The sequence below is a fragment of the Serratia liquefaciens ATCC 27592 genome (genome assembly GCF_000422085.1).
Lineage (GTDB): Bacteria > Pseudomonadota > Gammaproteobacteria > Enterobacterales > Enterobacteriaceae > Serratia > Serratia liquefaciens.
In genome coordinates, this window is record NC_021741.1 from 3,293,908 (window position 1) to 3,310,855 (window position 16,948).

The window sequence follows — 16,948 nt, forward strand, 5'->3', positions numbered from 1 at the left end:
AATAAATATCTTGAACCCAAGGCTGGTTATAATACAATAGTTTCTTTGAGTTGGACCAATTATTGTGAGTCAACAGACAATGCCCATTGCTAATCATCCCCCCGTGCGCGTAATTGCAATAACGGGTTGTGATGGCTCGGGAAAATCGACCTTGGCTGCCAGTCTGGTCAATCATCTCTCATCGCAAGAACCGACAGAATTACTTTATCTCGGCCAGTCTTCGGGACGTATTGGGGAATGGATCAGCAACTTGCCGATTATTGGCGCACCCTTCGGTCGTTATTTACTGGCGAAGTCCGATCGCGTTCATGAACATCCTTCAACGCCGCCGGGTAATCTGACCACGCTGGTGATCTTTTTGTTGTCATATTGGCGCGTTTATAAGTTTCGCCGCATGCTGGCAAAAAGCCGCAGAGGGCAATTACTGGTCACCGATCGCTATCCGCAAGCGGAAGTGGCGGGTTTTCGTTTCGATGGGCCGCAGCTGGCAAAAACGGATGGCGGTAATCGCTGGGTACGCTGGTTGAGAAAACATGAGCAAAGGCTGTATCAGTGGATGGCATCATATCCGCCTTTCTTATTGATTCGTCTGGATATTGATGAAGAAACCGCATTCTCGCGCAAACCCGATCATAAACTTTCTGCGCTGCGCGAAAAGATTGCCGTCATTCCGCATCTTACTTTTAACGGCGCGAACATACTGGATTTAGATGGGCGAGAGCCGGCGGGTAAAATTCTTGATGAATCGCTGCGTGCCATTCGAACCTCCCTGGCGACACCCAAGGTTTAGTCTGCCGATAACTTATTAATACTGAAAAAAATGCAAACAGATAAATCAAATACCGCCAGCGATGCTTCATCGACCGTGATTACCGGCCTGATTGCGGTCGTGGGCAGTGACGGTACGGGGAAATCCACGCTTACCGCCGATTTGGTCAAAAACCTGCAAAAATACCGGACAACGGAACGGCGTTATTTAGGGCTGATCTCCGGTGAAGATGGCGACAAAATTAAGCGCCTGCCGGTTATTGGTGTCTGGCTTGAACGCCGCCTGGCCGCGAAGTCCGACAAGACTCAGCGCATGAGCAATAAACCGCCGGCACTCTGGGCAGCCCTGATTATGTATGGTTTTTCAGTGTGGCGTGCGGCTAATTTACGCAAAGTACAGCGTCTGGCAGAGAGCGGCGTGCTGGTGATTAGCGACCGTTTTCCGCAGGCCGAGATTTCCGGTTTTTATTATGACGGGCCGGGCATTGGCGTAGAGCGGGCAAAAGGCTGGTTAATGACTCGCTTAGCCGCACGCGAAAAACGTTTATATCAATCAATGGCCTTATGCCGCCCCGAACTTATCATTCGCCTCGATATTGATGTCGATACCGCCTTTTCACGTAAGCCCGATCACAGCTACGAAGAACTGAAGGACAAAATCTCTGCCATGGTTCGGCTGCAATATAATGGTTCCAGAATTATAGAGTTGGATGCTAAAGCGCCTTACGATGAAGTACTGGAAAAAGCGCTGAATGCAATATCCTCCGTCGCAATGATCCCTTCGCGTCCCCAGGCTTCTCTCGGATAGCGAATTCATTCATCTACAGACATGTCGATAATATCGTTCACTATTAAGATTCAGGGGTAAACAACGCTAATGTTTATTACCAAAAAATCAGGAAAACGCACTTTTTGATCATGTTTTAAAATGAATGCCAGTACCGGAAGGATGACTAAACAGCATTGAATGGTAAAATTTTATCAGCCTGGAAAAGTATTATCGGAGAGATTTTCATGATTATATTTCAGGTGTGAAAGTTTTACCCGAGCCTACCGCTCGCAATGTAAAATAGGGATTGAGCCGCTATCAATCCTGGTGAGAGTGTCGCCAAGCAAAACGGGCGATTCTTTACTTTTCACTCCATGAACGGATACATATCTCTGAGTTTCGTCGTACCGGATATGTATGCAAGGCCAGCTTATGTCCGCTGAGCTATTGATAACCTGAAGTGGTCAGTATGGCTGGTTTTACCATGAAGCATTGGTTTTCCGATGGCGCTTTTCGTTCCATCTTACGTAACGCCGCTTATTTAGGTTCCGGCAGTGTAGCCAGCGCCCTGCTCGGGCTGCTTGCGCTTTCTTGCGCCGGCAAAGGCATGTCGCCTGAAATGTTTGGTGTTCTGGTTGTTATTCAAGCCTATACCAAAGCAGTCAGCGACTTTATCAAGTTTCAGACGTGGCAATTCGTTGTCCAATTTGGGACTCCGGCGCTGGAACGCCAAAACATTCAACGCTTTCGTGACGTCATTTCATTTTCGTTCGGTCTGGATATTGCCAGCGGCACCATTGCGGTACTGGGCGGCATGTTGCTGCTCCCTTTCCTTTCGCACGCCTTAGGGTTGGATACGGAAAGTTTCTGGCTCGCGATCCTTTACTGCACCTTAATTCCGTCGATGACGTCGTCCACCCCTACGGGAATTTTACGCGCGTTTGATCGCTTCGACCTGATTGCCGTTCAGCAGGCCATCAAGCCCTTCCTGCAGGCCGTCGGCAGCGTGCTGTCCTATTATTTTGATTGGGGATTTCCAGGGTTCATCGTCACATGGTATGCCTCCAACTTGATCGGCGGCACGCTATTTTGGTGGTTCGCCGCGCGTGAACTGCACCGCAGAGATATCCATAACGCATTGAAACCACGCCTATTCAAAACCGCACGTCGTATCGAAGGCGCCTGGAATTTCGTCTGGACCACCAATTTTGCCCATACTATTTGGGCTACCCGTAACTCGTGCAGCACGGTGTTAGTCGGCGTCGTTTTGGGGCCGGCAGCCGCCGGGCTGTTCAAAATCGCGATGACCTTCTTTGACGCCACGGGGACCCCAGCCAAGCTGCTGGAAAAAAGCTTCTACCCTGAGATCATGCGTCTGGATCCCCGAACCAGCAAACCCTGGATGCTGGGCCTCAGATCGGCGTTGTTGGCTGGAGGCATAGGTCTCGCCGTGGCGCTGCTGGTCATCGTCGTAGGTAAGCCATTAATTTCCTTTGTGTTCGGCCAGCAGTATTTGCAAGCCTATGATTTAATCCAAATCATGCTGGGCGCCATTATCGTTTCCATGCTGGGCTTCCCGCAGGAATCCTTATTGTTCATGGCGGGCAAACAGCGGGCCTTCTTGATTGTGCAGACTTTTTCTGCGGTCGCCTATATAGCGCTGCTGGTGGGCATGTCTCATCTGTTTGGTGTGCAGGGTGCGGCCTTCGCTTATCTGGCAGGCCAATGTTTGGACGTTTTATTGACGCTCATACCGACGATAGGCGCTTACCGTAATCGCTATTTACTGGGATTCAATGTATCCAGAGAGAGTAATCAATGATGAATAGCAGCAACGGGAAAAAATTCTCTGCTGAAACTACGCAGTTACTGTTTATTGCCGTAGAGACGGATGACATTGTTGATGCAAATATCAGTTTGCCACAACATATTGATTTGCAATGTTCCTATGAGAGCATTCAGGATAATTACGCCCTGTGCCTGCAATTTTGGGAGGACGGTTTCACCCGACGAGAACTCCTGGGCTTAGTAAATGATTTTCTTAAGGATTCAGACTTACCCGCTGCGACGCGCATGCGCTACAAATACATTCGTGCGCGCTATAAACATTTACGCTTTGCCCAGCGTCTTTACAGCAAAAAGCACAGTGCCAGCCGCCTTTTTCACACCACCACCGTGGTGCTCGGCCATTTTCAGGACGCGTTTCGCAATGGCAACCAACAGAACCTGAAATTCTACGGCAATCTTCTTCGGCTGCTGCTCAGCAGGCCGGTCTGGTCGCTGGTGAATTATGCTTTGCGGCATATTCAGTTAGAAACCGAGAGTGACTTTATTGCCTACCGGCAGGAACAAATGCGCGCGCTCCAGGAGCTCATTGTCAACCCAGAGCTCACGGGAAAGCAGTTCCACGACGTGCGGAAAATCGTCAGCCAGCAAGTCTCTTTTTATGACACGCTGAGGTCGATAGATCCAGGTAACCGCGAGGCTCTGCAGATCTCCAGATTCCTGGCCGCGATTAACGGGCTAATGGGAGATCGCCACGATGTGATGGTGGCGGACAAGCTGGCGGGGGGGAAATCCTATGACGAACCCACAATGCTGGATGTCGATATCCGCCAACGCCTGGAGTTACTTCTCGAGCGCTATCCTATGTAACTGTTACTGGGGGGGGAATTACCGCTCCCCCAGCCGCAGCCATTGATAAATTAGGGTTATTTTCATGATGCTACGCAGGTTACTGCCCTTGTCACTGCTGCTGTTGCCGCTGATGGCATCCGCGCATAATTTTGTTCAGGGTAAGCCTGTCGTACCGGTTGTCATCGCCGATCGGGGTGAGTTGCTGCTTGAAAATGACACTTTCAGCTATAAGAAATGGGACAGTGCAGAATTGGCAGGCAAAGTGCGGGTGATCCAGTGCATCGCCGGCCGCACCTCGGCCAAAAAGAAGAACTCGATGCTGATTACCGCCGTCAAAGAGGCGAACTTTCCAAACGACCGTTTTCAGCCCACCACCATCGTCAATACTGACGATGCGATCCCCGGTACCGGTTTTTTCGTCCGCGGCAAAATTGAGAAAAACAAAAGGCATTATCCCTGGGCGCAATTTATCGTCGATAGCGATGGGCTGGTACGTCAAGCCTGGCATCTGCCAGAAGAGAGCTCAACCATTTTGGTGCTGGATAAACAAGGCCGCGTCCAATGGGCAAAAGACGGTGCTCTGACCCCTGATGAGGTTAACCAGGTCATCGCCCTGCTGCAAAAGCTGATTAACCATGATCAATCATGATGAAACACGGGCTGAAAGCCGGTCTTCTTCCGCAAAACATGCGTTTGATAATAAGGGACGTCTATAACTTATGGTGTTGATTGAGCGCTATATCATGGTTGAAATCCGCCGATTGGTGATGATCATCGTGGGTTTTCTGATTTTCATGTTTGCCAGTTATTCGGCCCAGCGCTATCTCACCGAGGCCGCCAACGGCACACTAGCGCTGCACATCGTATTCGACGTTGTCTGCTATAAAATATTGATTGCCCTGGAGATGCTGCTGCCGGTAGGCCTCTATGTTTCCGTCGCGGTGGCGCTGGGGCAGCTCTACAGCGATTCCGAAATCACCGCCATTCACGCCTCAGGCGCCAGCCCGTGGCGGCTGTACAAAGCGGTGTTGGTACTCGCCATTCCGCTGGCCCTGTTTGTTACCCTGCTGTCCCTGTATGGCAGACCCTGGGCGTATGGCAACATTTATCAGTTGGAACGCCAGTCGCAATCGGTGCTGGATGTCAGCCATCTGCAGGCGAACAAGTTTAACGTTAATGGCAGCGGCCGAATGATCATGGCCTCACGCATTGACCCGGCCTCAAATCACCTGACGGATGCATTGATTTATTCACGTTCGGCCAATAATACCAGCCTCTATCGGGCTCATTCCGTCGAGGTCATAGATCCTTCGCCTTCAAGCCCCTCCGTGATACTGAAAACGGGCACGGCCTATGTGCTGGAGCGCAAAGGTACCGACGACAACATGCAGAATTACAATAACTTCAAGATATCACTGAAGCCCTTTATCGAAAGCCTGGAAGTGAAGCGTAAATCAGCCTCGCTGGGGGAACTGTCGCGCTCATCGGATCCCGCGGACCGGGCTGAATTACAATGGCGAGAAAGCCGCGGCGTCACCACTCTGTTGATGGTGTTATTGGCTATCCCCTTTAGCCGCATCAAACCCCGTCAGGGGCGTTATGCCACCTTGCTGCCCCTGACCGTGCTGTTTACCGCCATTTTTTATGGCGGGAATATCTGTCGGACATTGGTCGCTAACGGGACCCTCCCCACCACGCCGGGCGTCTGGCTGGTGCCGATACTCATGCTGGCTGGGATGCTGATCCTGATTGCGCGCGATTTTTCCCTGCTGCGGAAGCCCTTGCGATGAACATCTTCAGCCGTTATTTGATCCGTAATCTTTTTATCGGCTTTGCCGCCGCGGCCGGATTGTTAATCCCGTTGTTTACCACCTTTAATCTGATCAATGAACTCGAGGACGTCACCCCTAACGGCTACCATTGGAACCAGGCATTACTGGTAGTGTTGATGACATTGCCCCGAAGCCTGGTGGATCTGGGGCCCTTTATCGCGCTGCTTGGCGGCATCATCGGGCTGGGCCAAATGTCGAAAAGCCTGGAATTAACGGCAATCCGCACCGCCGGTTTTTCAATTTTCCGCATTGCTCTGGTAACGCTCTACGCCGGCCTGTTTATCAACCTGTCGTTAGGCGCACTCGATGAATGGGTCGCTTCCCCTCTGCAACAACGCGCATTGCAGCTTAAAGACGGCGCCCTGGCAAAAACCGGCAATGCCACGGATGCGGGTAACGCCCTGTGGGCCCGAAAGGGCAATGAATTTGTTACCGTGAAATCTCTGGACGAGCATAGCCAACCCGTCGGGATTGAGATATTCCGCTACCAAGACGACCTCACGCTGGAGTCCTATGTGTATGCGGAGACGGCCACCACGGCCGATAACGGACTGTGGACGCTGCATAAAGTTATGCAGAAAAAATGGGACAACAAAAAAGAGAGCGTACAAACCCAGGATACTTTGCTCTGGCAATCCCTTTTTGCCGGAATGAACCTCAAAGGGCTGACCTTGCCTGCCGACAGCTTCTCCATCAAACAGCTGAAGCAGTACATCACCTACCTGCAAAGTTCGCAGCAACCCAGCACCGAGTACCGGATCGCGTTATGGCAAAAATTGGGCCGCCCTCTGTTGGTCTTGGCGATGATTTTATTGGCCATCCCCTTCACCTTCAGTATTCCTCGTGCCCCCGGGCTAGGCAGCCGTTTAGCCGTAGGGGTGATCGTGGGGTTGCTGACCTACATTATTTACCAGATTATCCTCAACCTCGGGCTGTTGTTTTCGCTCAATGTCCCACTCACGACGCTGGCCCCACCGCTGTTGCTGCTGCTGATAGCTTTAGCCTTGGTTTACCGCTTCGATAAACAACACTAGGGCCTGTCCCTCAGTACACCCTGAAGGTGGCGAGGGACAGGATTCAACCAGCGACAGAATCAGAATTGATACAGGGCATTCAGGTAAAAGCCTGCGCCGACGCTGTTATCGGTCAACGGGCTGCGGCGTGCCCCTGCGGTCAGGGCATAGAGCTTCATCCCGCCCTGCAACGCCAGGTGAGGCTGCAGTTGCCAGGTCAGACCGGTTTTGAGCGTCACATCCCGCATGCCCCCACCGGTGTGATACTCACGAAAATCGGTACGTGCCGCCTGTTCGCCTGTCACCCCGAAGTGAGCCATCATGTCGTCCTTATCACCCCAGGTGCCGTATAGCGCGGAGTCCAGCGTCAGCGCAGAAGACAGCGGCAATGCGCTGGAGGCCCCCGCTTCAAGATACGCCGTGTGCCCCAGATCCTCGCCACCGTATTCACGGCTGCGGGTCGCTTGCCAGCCGCGAACAAACAGTCGGCTGGCGGAGAGCCCCCAGTAGGCTTCCGCCCCCACCATCGCTGAGTTGTCCAGATCCCCCATCCCCTTCAGGTAGCTGTTGTGGCCCCCCAGGGTACGGATTTTTTCCTTGCGGCCAGGATCATAACCCACCAACAGTGCTACGCCGAACGTCGACAGGTTCGGCAGATCCCACCGCAGTCCTTCAGGAAATGCAGCCGTAAACGTGCCCCAGTTCTCCGTCGGCATCACGGCTTTCGCCACCAGTGAAGGGAAAACCGCGTAACGCGAGGAGCCTTCATACAGCGGGCTGACCACCACCCCGGCCCCCAACGCAAAGGTAGGGATCGCCTCGCTTGCAGCCGAATGTGGCGCAACAGAGGTACTGACCGCCTGCTCCACCGGCGCAGCTGCCTTTGCACACAGCGGTAGCGCAGCCATCAACCAAAAAGCATGGACCCGCTTTCTTTTGCTAATTGCCATAATGTCATTCTTCCTTAAATACTCGTCTGTTTCGCGGTCTGGTCGCCCTCTATTCCGGCAAGCGAAAATAAGCGCCGGACACGCCTCATCCGGTTATTGTTTTAAAAGTGGAAAATTAAAATCCGAGTTTACCCAACCCCATTAATAATGGTTTTCACCTTGCTAGCAGTTTCTTAAATACCCCCACTTATTATCTACCTGTAAATAGAAGCCAGCCCAAAAGCCACTAAACATGTGAAAGTGGCTTGCAAAACAATTCAATGATAAAAAATCACTCAAGCTGTTAATTTAAAATCACAACGTAATTCACGCTGCCAGTGGCACAGTGATATTATTTTTAAATTAAGGTTTTTTATTCCACTCTCTGAGCAGTATTAATTATTTTTGGCGGCACGCAGACTGACAAGCCTTTAGAGAGATCGTTATATTTCCCCTGTTAAAATCTGCCGCTCACCCCCAATATTGGCCCCTGTTGCACCACGTCATACACGAAGCCGTCATGACGATAGTCGACCCCCATCGCCCGGTAACCGGCCACCGCAGAGAAACCCGACATAAATTCCCACCCCACCAATCCTGCCACATCCCAGTCCAATCGGGACTGCCCGCCCCCGGCCAATCCCCAGGCCGACAGCCAGACTGTCGGCGTCAGCGCATAGTGCCCGCGCAATCCCGCGACCGCATCTATCCAGGTCGCTCGATCGCTACCCGATATCCCGCCGGCATCTCCCCCCTGGAAAGTTAACCGGGTGCTGCTGTACCAGACCCTGGCACCGCCCGCGGCATCAAGACGGCCACCGCCTTTTTCCAGCAGGGTATATCCCCCGCCCAGGAACCCTGACACCGTCCTGTTATCCACTTTCAGGCGATCTGCCGGCGCGCCATCGGGTAAATCGTTACGGGTCGTGGTATCGATGTACATCAAGTCCACCAGCAGGCTGTAACGCCCTTTACGCGCCTCCCCCATGCCCATCACCGCCACATCGAGATCGCGGGCGATGTCGGAGAAATCGGTTTTCATAAACTGCGTTCCGGTCGACCGGTGGCCAATATCTCCCCGGATCCCTGCGGCCCATACATAGGGCGCGAATGTGAACTGCCATTCGTCCGCCGCCTGGTAGCCCGCAGATAACGGTTGAACCGCCTCCGCCGGGAAGCTGATAACGCCAAAAGCTAATAACGCAGCGGGCAGGAAGCGTCCGGCACACCTGTTTGATCGATTGTCACCGTTCATCATGACCATGGCCCTCTCAATGCATACTCAGGGAGAGCGCAACACGTTCAGCCGCGCAGGATTCGGTAGGTTTCAGGCTCGCCCTGGTTGCCTCCTGCACCTCGCGCTTCGCGGCAGCCAAATCTGCCATAAAAGCGGGATTGCCATGCAGAACGGCTACCGTGGCGGCGCCCATGATGCGGCCCGCGTCCACGTCACTTTGCCAATGCGCATCACAAATCACACGGCTTTGGCCAAAGGCCAAACCACGGGCCAACAGCTCTGTCGCCCGTGCCGGCTGGATTTCGGCCAACACCAATCCCCACGCCCAGCCTGCCGCCGAGTGCCCGGACGGCCAGGAACCGTCATTTTTCAACAGGGGCTCCATGTCCTTGCGGCAAGTTCCCTCGTTGTGCTGCACAAACGGGCGAGTACGGTTATAGGCGTTCTTTCCGGCATAGGTTGAGCCACCGGCATCCGTCAATACGCGCTGCATCATAGAGTAGAGGTGCGGGGTATTTTTCTGGTTGATGTCAGTGCCCAGCGCGCACGAAAACGCCTGAGCCGGGGCCGGGAACATCAACTCGGCATCCGTCGCGGCCAGCTTTTCACGAGCGCTGCCGCGTAGAGCCAATGCGGCCCGCCTGGCTTCTTCATCGCGTGCGAAAGCCGCAGAGTCCGGTTTTGGCGGTGCCCCCAGCAAGGCTAAATGCACCGGTAGGCTGGCGGGTTCCAGGTAGCCTGGCGCCAGCTTAAAATGAGGGTCCGTAATCACCGGGCCCGTGTCATTCGCCGCCGCAATGCCGGAATACAACAGACCGGCTAACGGCGCGATCAGATATAAGGGATGACATGATTTTTTCATTGTTACCTCCAGATTCGGTTTGTGCCGCAGGGGGAATGGCACTCTCATTGCCTCGCATTAATTTCCCCACCGTGTTATTCGGTTCAGGACGGAATTCTCTGCCGCGCCAAAACAGCCAAATCATGAATATTTGCCACCGGCCACGTTATAAATCCAACGCTACCGGGGGCGATTATTTTAAGCCATGCAAGCTGGTCGCCTCGACTAAATAAAACGGATCACTGCGACTGTGGGAAATGCCATTTACCGTTAAGAATTTCGTTACCAGGCTGATAAAGCCTGACGGTATAATTCCAGCCTGGCATTGTCGGCAAACAGTTGGCAATCTTGCCGTCGCAGCCCCCAAATTGGATCATAATCGAGCCATCATCACTTTTTTTAGCGGTGAGGTTATTTAACGAATAAGCATCATAGGGGTTCTTTTCAAAATAACCGGCGGCGTTATAAACGCTTACAGACCAGAAACTTTTAACCGGAACCTGCCCGACCTTGAGCCGATAAACGGTTTTCCCATCATTTTTCGGCATCACGCCGCCGAGATAGATGGCGTCCTTGCTCGGATTGCCGCCCCAGCCGGAAGCTGTGGCAATCAAATGCTGAATAGGATCAACCGAGCTCTTGGTACCAAAAGCCTGGTTATAGTTAGGAAGCGTAGCACCGAGTACCAACAGGGCATCGCGCATCTTTTTCTGACTCACCGGATCCCATTTCGGTACGACGAATTCCCCTGCCCGTGCCTGACTGACCTTGATGGCATCCTGCAGTACATGTACCTGCTCAAGGTCTTTGCGATCGGAGGGATCGACCAGGGTACGGATCGCGACAAAAACATAGCGAGTACCGACCGCATCTTTGGTTAAAGTACGGCTGCCGGCGCCGTAAAAGACGGCGGGTACGTAGTGATCTTCATTGACCACCAGCATCGACATGAATCTTTTACCCGCTTCAGGCAAGCTGATGGTGACCGGGCCGGCATCAAGATCGAATACCGCACTCGAATAAAGCGTATCCCGATTCATGCGGATGACACTTTGCTCGTCAATGGCAACGGGTTCGCGACTATGCACAAACCGTCCCAGACCGCCCTCCTTCACCATATTGCCCATATAGAGATCGGACTCGGCACGGATAAAATTATCGACGCCCACCGGCATCACTTCGCCCGCAACGGATTGAGCGTTCGCACTTGCCAATGTGAGTGCGACCACGCTGGCCGTGGATAGATAAGTCATGTAACCCCCCTGATGGTATGAATTAATACAGTTTCCCAATGCCAATCCTTTCTTATTTTGCGATCTCTGAACACATCGCCAGCGACGCTAGGAATTGTCTTAGCGGACTGTATAAGAACGCCTCGAAAGAGACTTGCCATTTGACGCCAAAGATAAAGCCGGCAGGCATAAGGGACGCAAAATTCAGTGGAGATGGGCTTTATTGTTGCTGAGCGTTATCGATTGGGAGAAATTGCTGGTGACGCAAAGCACCCAGAGTCGGATGACCCCAGGAGGCATTAAAATGAGGGAGAAATCTTTGGCGTGTTTGTGGCTGCGAGTAAGTTGACGCTCACCCTTTCTTTGAGGCTGAGCGGTAAAACGACGGCGTGCTTCCGGTCCAGCGTTTAAAAGCGCGAGTAAAGTGCGCCTGATCGCTGTAACCGACCATATAGGCAATTTCAGTCGCCGAGTATTTGCCGCTGGCCATGAGCTGCAGAGCTTCGCAGCGACGGGTTTCATCACGCAGGGCTTCGAATTCGACACCGCAATACTTGAGACGACGCTGCAGGGTTCTCGGTGACAGCCTGATGCTTTTGGAAATAACGGTAAGTTTAGGCTGCTCCGGATCGGCGATCCGTTTGATTAACGCGCCTGCCGTTTCAACCGTCGTCCGCAAGGCTTCAGTGGTTTTCCAAGCCTCATCACGGATATTTTTCAGCGGGATCTCGAGCAAATCGCGGTCGAACTCAATCATGTTGTAGTTCGAATTCATCACCAGATTCGGCCCCAGGCACTCTTCAAGCGCGTCGTCCCCTCTTTCCCTCGAGGACTTGATGTGAACACGGATGGAAGAAGGCTCGCCGGACATCAGCGGAACTTTTCTGAGCACCGCCAAACTGCCGAGGATAAATTGCCGCGGATCGGCTTCATATTGCCCGGTGAATTGGTGGATGAGTTTCGTCGTACGGCCTTCGGTGACAATGTTTACTTCTCCCCCCTGATGCAGCATGGCCGCGTGGGTTGCCGCCAGCGCACAGGCCTGGGCGATATTCGTTGAGTTCATGATCATTTCGCCCCAAACGCCAAGCGAACGAATTTCGGTCAGGTGCCCCACATAGGCGCCACCAAAAGGATCCTGCGTGATGGCAGCCATTTCATTGGCAATACGAAAACAGGCCGATCGCGGGATCCAGATATCGGGGTTTTGGAAAATGTTTGGGGAAATGCCAAGGCGTTGAAAGAACTCCAACGACGATACCCCTCGCATGGCCAGATAAGGGGCCATCTGGAGAAAACTTCTCAGCTTGATGGAAGGCGTAATATTCGTCATCGGCGTTCGCACCTGTTATTAAGGCCTACGAAGAGAAACTGTTTGAGCGCACAGAGCAGCGTCGGAGCAAAAACATTGCCCAACCCAGGCTTCTGATCGCAGCGTTATGTACGACGGATAACCAATTTTGAGGAGTATATCTAACCTTGGAGAAAAAACTATATCTTCGCGTAACGCGTTTCATTCGTAGTCCCCCAGCTTCATTCCCCTCCCGCGCAGAAGCCGCAATGCCGCTGTCTGTTTGAGCACAGCGGCACTCCATTAAGCCGCTCAATTCACCGGCAGCGCCAATACCTGATCGGTGGTTTTGATTTCGGCAAACACATCGGCTACCCCGGCCAGCGCGGCACGTTGCAGCACGGCGTGGTCGACAATTTGGTTGTCCCAGGTAGCCAGATCGCGGGTGGCGGTGGCATCTTCAGGAATAATCACCGTATACCCCAGCGGTACCGCGTCGCGCGCCGTTGATGAAACACACATATGGGTCATCAAACCACCGATCACCAGCTGCTTGATACCGGCCTGCTTAAGTTGACGATCCAGATCGGTACCGACAAACGAGCTGGGGGTGGCTTTGGTAATAATACGATCGCTGCCAGAGGGTTGCAGGTCAGGATGGAATTCGGCGAACTTGCTCCCTTCGGCAAACAGAGGGCCATTCGCCGGGCCAAGATGACGCACAAAAAACACCGGCATCTTATGCTGATGGGCGAAACTGACTAAGCGCTGCGTATTTTTCAACGCCTTAACGCCGTCGGGGATCGGCATTTTGCCTATAAAATATTCATTTTGATAATCAATCACTAACAGCGCCGTGGCATTGGCTGATAAGGATTGCGTTGGCTGGGCACCACTCAGGGTACGAATGGTCGGTGCGGCTGGCGTGTCGGCGGAAAAAGCCAGGCTGGAAGCCACCATCGAGAGCGTCAATGCGCTGCAAGCCATCAGTTTTTTCATTCTCATTTATCCTTGTTAGAGCAGAAAACAGCAGGCAATATCCTGCCAGGGTCGGGATAAATTCTGTGGTTTTTGGGGGCGTGATAACAGATAGCGCAACACCCAAAAGCGATACCATCAGGCCAGATTTCCTGCCGGCGTTTAACCATCAAAGGAAGCCGTATGTCGCCACTTAAAGTGGGTATCGTGGTTTTTAACAATATCATCCCGTTTCACCTTTCGGTCCCCTGCGCGGTCTTTGAGAAGGCGTTAAACGGCAAAGGCGAACCGGCGTATCAATTATTGATTTGCGCCACTGAGCCTGGGCCATTGAAAACCAACGCCGGCTTCTCGATTATCGCGGAGTATGGGCTGGCGGCGCTGGCACAAGCCGATATGGTGATAGTGCCGAGCTGGAGCGATCCCGAAGTCCTGCCACCGACACCGTTAATCGATGCCTTACTTAGCGCCCATGCGCGCGGTGCTACTCTGGTCGGGTTGTGCATGGGGGCGTTTGTTCTGGCAGCAGCCGGCCTGCTCAATGGACGACCGGCAACCACCCATTGGCGCTGGATATCGGACTTCCTGCAGCGCTATCCGCAGGTCTCCGTAGACAAGAACGTGCTGTACGTGGATAACGACGATATCGTCACTTCGGCAGGAACCGCCGCCAGCATCGACTGCTGCCTGCATCTGGTACGCAAGCGTTGTGGCGCAGAGACAGCCAATGCGGTAGCCCGGCAGTTGGTGGTGCCGCCGCATCGACAAGGGGGCCAGGCGCAGTTTATCGAGCAGCCGGTGTATAACACCGCCGGAGGGGACAGATTTATGCAAACGCTGAATTGGGCTACAGAAAATCTGCAGCAGCCGCTGACGCTGGACCAACTGGCGGAAAGAGCCTGCATGAGCCGCCGCAGCTTTACCCGCCGTTTTCAGCAAACCACCGGCACCAGCGTGATGCAGTGGCTGTTGAACCAACGACTGGCGATGGCGCAGCGCTTCCTGGAGAAAACTGACCAGCCGGTTGAACGCATCGCACAGGCTGCAGGTTTCGCCACTGCGCTGTCAATGCGCAGGCATTTTCAACGGCAGTTCAAAACGTCCCCGTCCTTATATCGCAAAGAGTTTCGGGTGACGGATCATTAAGAATAACGGCAGCGGTGTTTTTTTATTGCGTGAGGACGGGTGAGGCGTGGATCACAGACAAAATCATCTGTAAGTGATTGAATAATGGCGGAGAGAGGGGGATTTGAACCCCCGGTAGAGTTGCCCCTACTCCAGTTTTCGAGACTGGTCCGTTCAGCCGCTCCGGCATCTCTCCTTCAAGTGCTTGCTATCATGCCCCTTTTTGCGGCATTTTTACAGAGTTAGCCTCCAGCCGAATGTTCAAGTGACGATTTTACGAGCAACGCGATGATTAAATGGCCGTGGAAAACGCAACAACCGCAGGCGGAAACGCTTGCCCAGTGGCAAGACGCGCTGGCAATCCCTCTGCTTTCTCCTTTGGATGAGCAGGAACAACAGCGGCTGATTGCCGTTGCCGGGCAGATTTTACAGCAAAAAAGCATCGTCCCCTTGCAAGGGCTGCAGTTGACGTCACAGATGCAGGCGCGCATCGCCCTGCTGTTCGCCCTGCCGGTGCTTGAGCTGGGTGCCGAATGCCTCGACGGTTTCAATGAGATCCTGCTCTACCCGACGCCCTTTGTGGTAGAGGACGAATGGCAGGACGACTTCGGCCTGGTGCACACCGGGCCGGTGGTGCAGTCCGGTCAAAGCTGGGAACAGGGGCCGATCGTGCTTAACTGGCAGGACGTGCAGGACTCGTTCGATCTTTCCGGCTTTAACCTGGTGATCCACGAAGCCGTCCACAAGCTGGATATGCGCAACGGCGGCAGCGCCACCGGTGTGCCCCCTCTTCCGCTGCGCGACATTGCCGCCTGGGAACATGACTTGCACGCAGCAATGGAAAATCTGCAGGACGAGATCGACATGGTGGGCGAAGAAGCCGCCAGCATGGACGCTTACGCCGCCACCGATCCGGCCGAGTGCTTCGCCGTACTCTCGGAGTATTTTTTCAGCGCACCCGAGCTGTTGGCCAACCGCTTTCCAGCGCTGTATCAACATTTCACCCGCTTCTATAAGCAAGATCCGCTGGCGCGTTTACAACGGCTTCAGGCCGATAGCGGTACGGAACGGCCTTAAGTCGGCCGCATTGCTCAGATGCTGAGCAGTCACACCGAATCGGCGAATTTAGCGTTGACACACTCCAGGTGGCTGGATATGATGCGCCCCGTTCAGACAATTCCTCTGTAGTTCAGTCGGTAGAACGGCGGACTGTTAATCCGTATGTCACTGGTTCGAGTCCAGTCAGAGGAGCCATATTAGAGAAGCCCGCTTAAGGAAACTTAAGCGGGCTTTTTGCTGTTCGGGTTTGCTGAATCTTTGACAGAATCCGATGTTATCCATAACGATGCCGCGTTAACGGTGTTCAGTGCTTTCGGCCAGGAAGCACTATAGCTTTTCTGAGGCTCACACAGAGTTGAAGAGTGGCGCAAGCTCTGCCCACCGATGACTATGGGCATCCAGACACTTTGTAGATCTCAGCAATCACCTGCATCGTTGCGTCTTCGAGCAGGCCTTCATTACGGCATAAAAACCAGCCGTGGTTTGCAATTTCTCTCTCGAACGCATGGGTACAAGCAACATGCTCTTCCAGCTTATGAATCACCGTACTGCTTAGCCCACGCGGCCGAGCCGCGGCCCTCGCCCATGAGATCTCAGGCGCAGTAACAACCCCGACATGCAGGTCTGGCGCTCGCACGTTTCGTTCAATGTTAAGTTGTAAAATCTCGGCAAATGGAAGCATCCGACGAAACGCGGCATCCGAGGGATACCAGCGATCCATCAAGATAATGCTGTCCGGTGGCTGTTTAGTCAGCACATGCCGGGAAATCCATGCACGGCTATCCGCAAAGCGCGCACAGACCTCCAGTTCCAAATCCAGAGTGGGATTTCTGGCGAGTTTGTTAACAAGGGCCATGGTTTCCGCCCTGTAGGGATCGCTTTTTTTCTCACAAAGTCGGATCACCTTCTTGTGGTCTGCCCTTAGTCTTTTCGTAATGGCTTCCAACAGTGTGGTTTTACCGGCGCCCTTGGGCCCATCCAGAGCAACAAACAGCTGACGACTCATTCTGCAAATGACGATTGATAAACGGTTTTTGTAAAGCTTGAATCTGGCAAAAACATCTTACTTCCTTGGTATGAATAGCTGCCCTCCCTCTTGGTTCGTCGGGGCACCTGGCGCGTCAGCGCGAATCGGATCGAGGGATTTTATCAACAGACACCGATGAACATTCCGGCAATGGCGCTAACTCACCCGTTTAAAAACCCAGAATTACGGCCGTGCATGGTCATAGCCCAT

General features: G+C 53.3%; 16 protein-coding genes and 2 tRNA genes. 10 read left to right on the forward strand and 8 right to left on the reverse strand.

Going from position 1 to position 16,948, the window contains the following annotated elements:
• The first annotated feature begins 79 nt into the window (after positions 1 to 79).
• The 7 genes from M495_RS15540 (at position 80) to lptG (ending at position 7,040) form a co-directional block, all read left to right on the forward strand.
• Positions 80 to 790, forward strand: a complete 711-nt coding sequence (locus tag M495_RS15540; RefSeq protein ID WP_232807852.1) for a nucleoside/nucleotide kinase family protein — start codon at positions 80 to 82, stop codon at positions 788 to 790.
• A gap of 30 nt (positions 791 to 820) precedes the next feature.
• Positions 821 to 1,576 carry a nucleoside/nucleotide kinase family protein gene (locus M495_RS15545; RefSeq protein WP_020827636.1) on the forward strand — a complete coding sequence of 252 codons (756 nt, stop codon included), beginning with the start codon at positions 821 to 823 and terminating at the stop codon, positions 1,574 to 1,576.
• A 445-nt stretch (positions 1,577 to 2,021) separates the two neighbouring features.
• Positions 2,022 to 3,359, forward strand: a complete 1,338-nt coding sequence (locus M495_RS15550; RefSeq protein WP_041415487.1) for a lipopolysaccharide biosynthesis protein — start codon at positions 2,022 to 2,024, stop codon at positions 3,357 to 3,359.
• Positions 3,356 to 4,192 (forward strand): hypothetical protein, encoded by an 837-nt coding sequence (locus M495_RS15555; RefSeq protein WP_020827638.1) that lies wholly within the window; start codon positions 3,356 to 3,358, stop codon positions 4,190 to 4,192. Before M495_RS15550 ends, M495_RS15555 begins: the two co-directional genes overlap by 4 nt.
• Before the next feature lie 64 nt (positions 4,193 to 4,256).
• Positions 4,257 to 4,823 (forward strand): YtfJ family protein, encoded by a 567-nt coding sequence (locus M495_RS15560; RefSeq protein WP_041414735.1) that lies wholly within the window; start codon positions 4,257 to 4,259, stop codon positions 4,821 to 4,823.
• A gap of 70 nt (positions 4,824 to 4,893) precedes the next feature.
• Positions 4,894 to 5,964 carry an LPS export ABC transporter permease LptF gene (gene lptF / locus M495_RS15565; protein ID WP_020827640.1) on the forward strand — a complete coding sequence of 357 codons (1,071 nt, stop codon included), beginning with the start codon at positions 4,894 to 4,896 and terminating at the stop codon, positions 5,962 to 5,964.
• Complete coding sequence (lptG, locus tag M495_RS15570; RefSeq protein ID WP_020827641.1) at positions 5,961 to 7,040, forward strand: LPS export ABC transporter permease LptG; 1,080 nt, start codon at positions 5,961 to 5,963, stop codon at positions 7,038 to 7,040. Before lptF ends, lptG begins: the two co-directional genes overlap by 4 nt.
• A 59-nt stretch (positions 7,041 to 7,099) precedes the next feature.
• Here the strand turns inward: lptG and M495_RS15575 are convergent, their stop codons facing one another.
• The 6 genes from M495_RS15575 to M495_RS15600 form a co-directional block, all read right to left on the reverse strand.
• On the reverse strand, positions 7,100 to 7,969 hold the full coding sequence (locus M495_RS15575; protein WP_020827642.1) for a MipA/OmpV family protein: 870 nt from the start codon (positions 7,967 to 7,969) through the stop codon (positions 7,100 to 7,102).
• A gap of 436 nt (positions 7,970 to 8,405) precedes the next feature.
• On the reverse strand, positions 8,406 to 8,990 hold the full coding sequence (locus M495_RS15580; protein WP_230090324.1) for a hypothetical protein: 585 nt from the start codon (positions 8,988 to 8,990) through the stop codon (positions 8,406 to 8,408).
• A gap of 229 nt (positions 8,991 to 9,219) precedes the next feature.
• The gene (locus M495_RS15585; protein ID WP_020827644.1) at positions 9,220 to 10,047 is read right to left on the reverse strand and encodes an acid phosphatase; all 828 of its coding nucleotides are present in this window, start codon (positions 10,045 to 10,047) and stop codon (positions 9,220 to 9,222) included.
• 218 nt (positions 10,048 to 10,265) lie between these two features.
• Positions 10,266 to 11,279 carry a DUF1254 domain-containing protein gene (locus M495_RS15590; protein WP_020827645.1) on the reverse strand — a complete coding sequence of 338 codons (1,014 nt, stop codon included), beginning with the start codon at positions 11,277 to 11,279 and terminating at the stop codon, positions 10,266 to 10,268.
• A gap of 331 nt (positions 11,280 to 11,610) precedes the next feature.
• The gene (locus M495_RS15595) at positions 11,611 to 12,591 is read right to left on the reverse strand and encodes an AraC family transcriptional regulator (protein ID WP_041414736.1); all 981 of its coding nucleotides are present in this window, start codon (positions 12,589 to 12,591) and stop codon (positions 11,611 to 11,613) included.
• Between the two features lie 270 nt (positions 12,592 to 12,861).
• A complete protein-coding gene (locus tag M495_RS15600) occupies positions 12,862 to 13,548 on the reverse strand; it encodes a cysteine hydrolase family protein (RefSeq protein WP_020827647.1) in 687 nt (228 codons plus the stop codon).
• 162 nt (positions 13,549 to 13,710) lie between these two features.
• Here M495_RS15600 and M495_RS15605 point away from each other — a divergent pair, with 162 nt between their 5' ends.
• Positions 13,711 to 14,673: a GlxA family transcriptional regulator gene (locus tag M495_RS15605; protein WP_020827648.1), complete on the forward strand. Its 963-nt coding sequence runs from the start codon at positions 13,711 to 13,713 to the stop codon at positions 14,671 to 14,673.
• 85 nt (positions 14,674 to 14,758) lie between these two features.
• On the opposite strand, the gene M495_RS15610 is transcribed toward M495_RS15605, so the two are convergent.
• Positions 14,759 to 14,848 (reverse strand) — tRNA-Ser (locus M495_RS15610).
• Between the two features lie 92 nt (positions 14,849 to 14,940).
• Between M495_RS15610 and mtfA the strand changes: the two genes are divergently transcribed.
• The gene (mtfA, locus tag M495_RS15615) at positions 14,941 to 15,729 is read left to right on the forward strand and encodes a DgsA anti-repressor MtfA (RefSeq protein ID WP_020827649.1); all 789 of its coding nucleotides are present in this window, start codon (positions 14,941 to 14,943) and stop codon (positions 15,727 to 15,729) included.
• A 101-nt stretch (positions 15,730 to 15,830) separates the two neighbouring features.
• Positions 15,831 to 15,906, forward strand: a tRNA-Asn gene (locus M495_RS15620).
• Positions 15,907 to 16,099: 193 nt separating this feature from the next.
• Here the strand turns inward: M495_RS15620 and M495_RS15625 are convergent.
• Positions 16,100 to 16,717: a dTMP kinase gene (locus M495_RS15625; RefSeq protein ID WP_020827650.1), complete on the reverse strand. Its 618-nt coding sequence runs from the start codon at positions 16,715 to 16,717 to the stop codon at positions 16,100 to 16,102.
• Positions 16,718 to 16,948 lie beyond the last annotated feature (231 nt).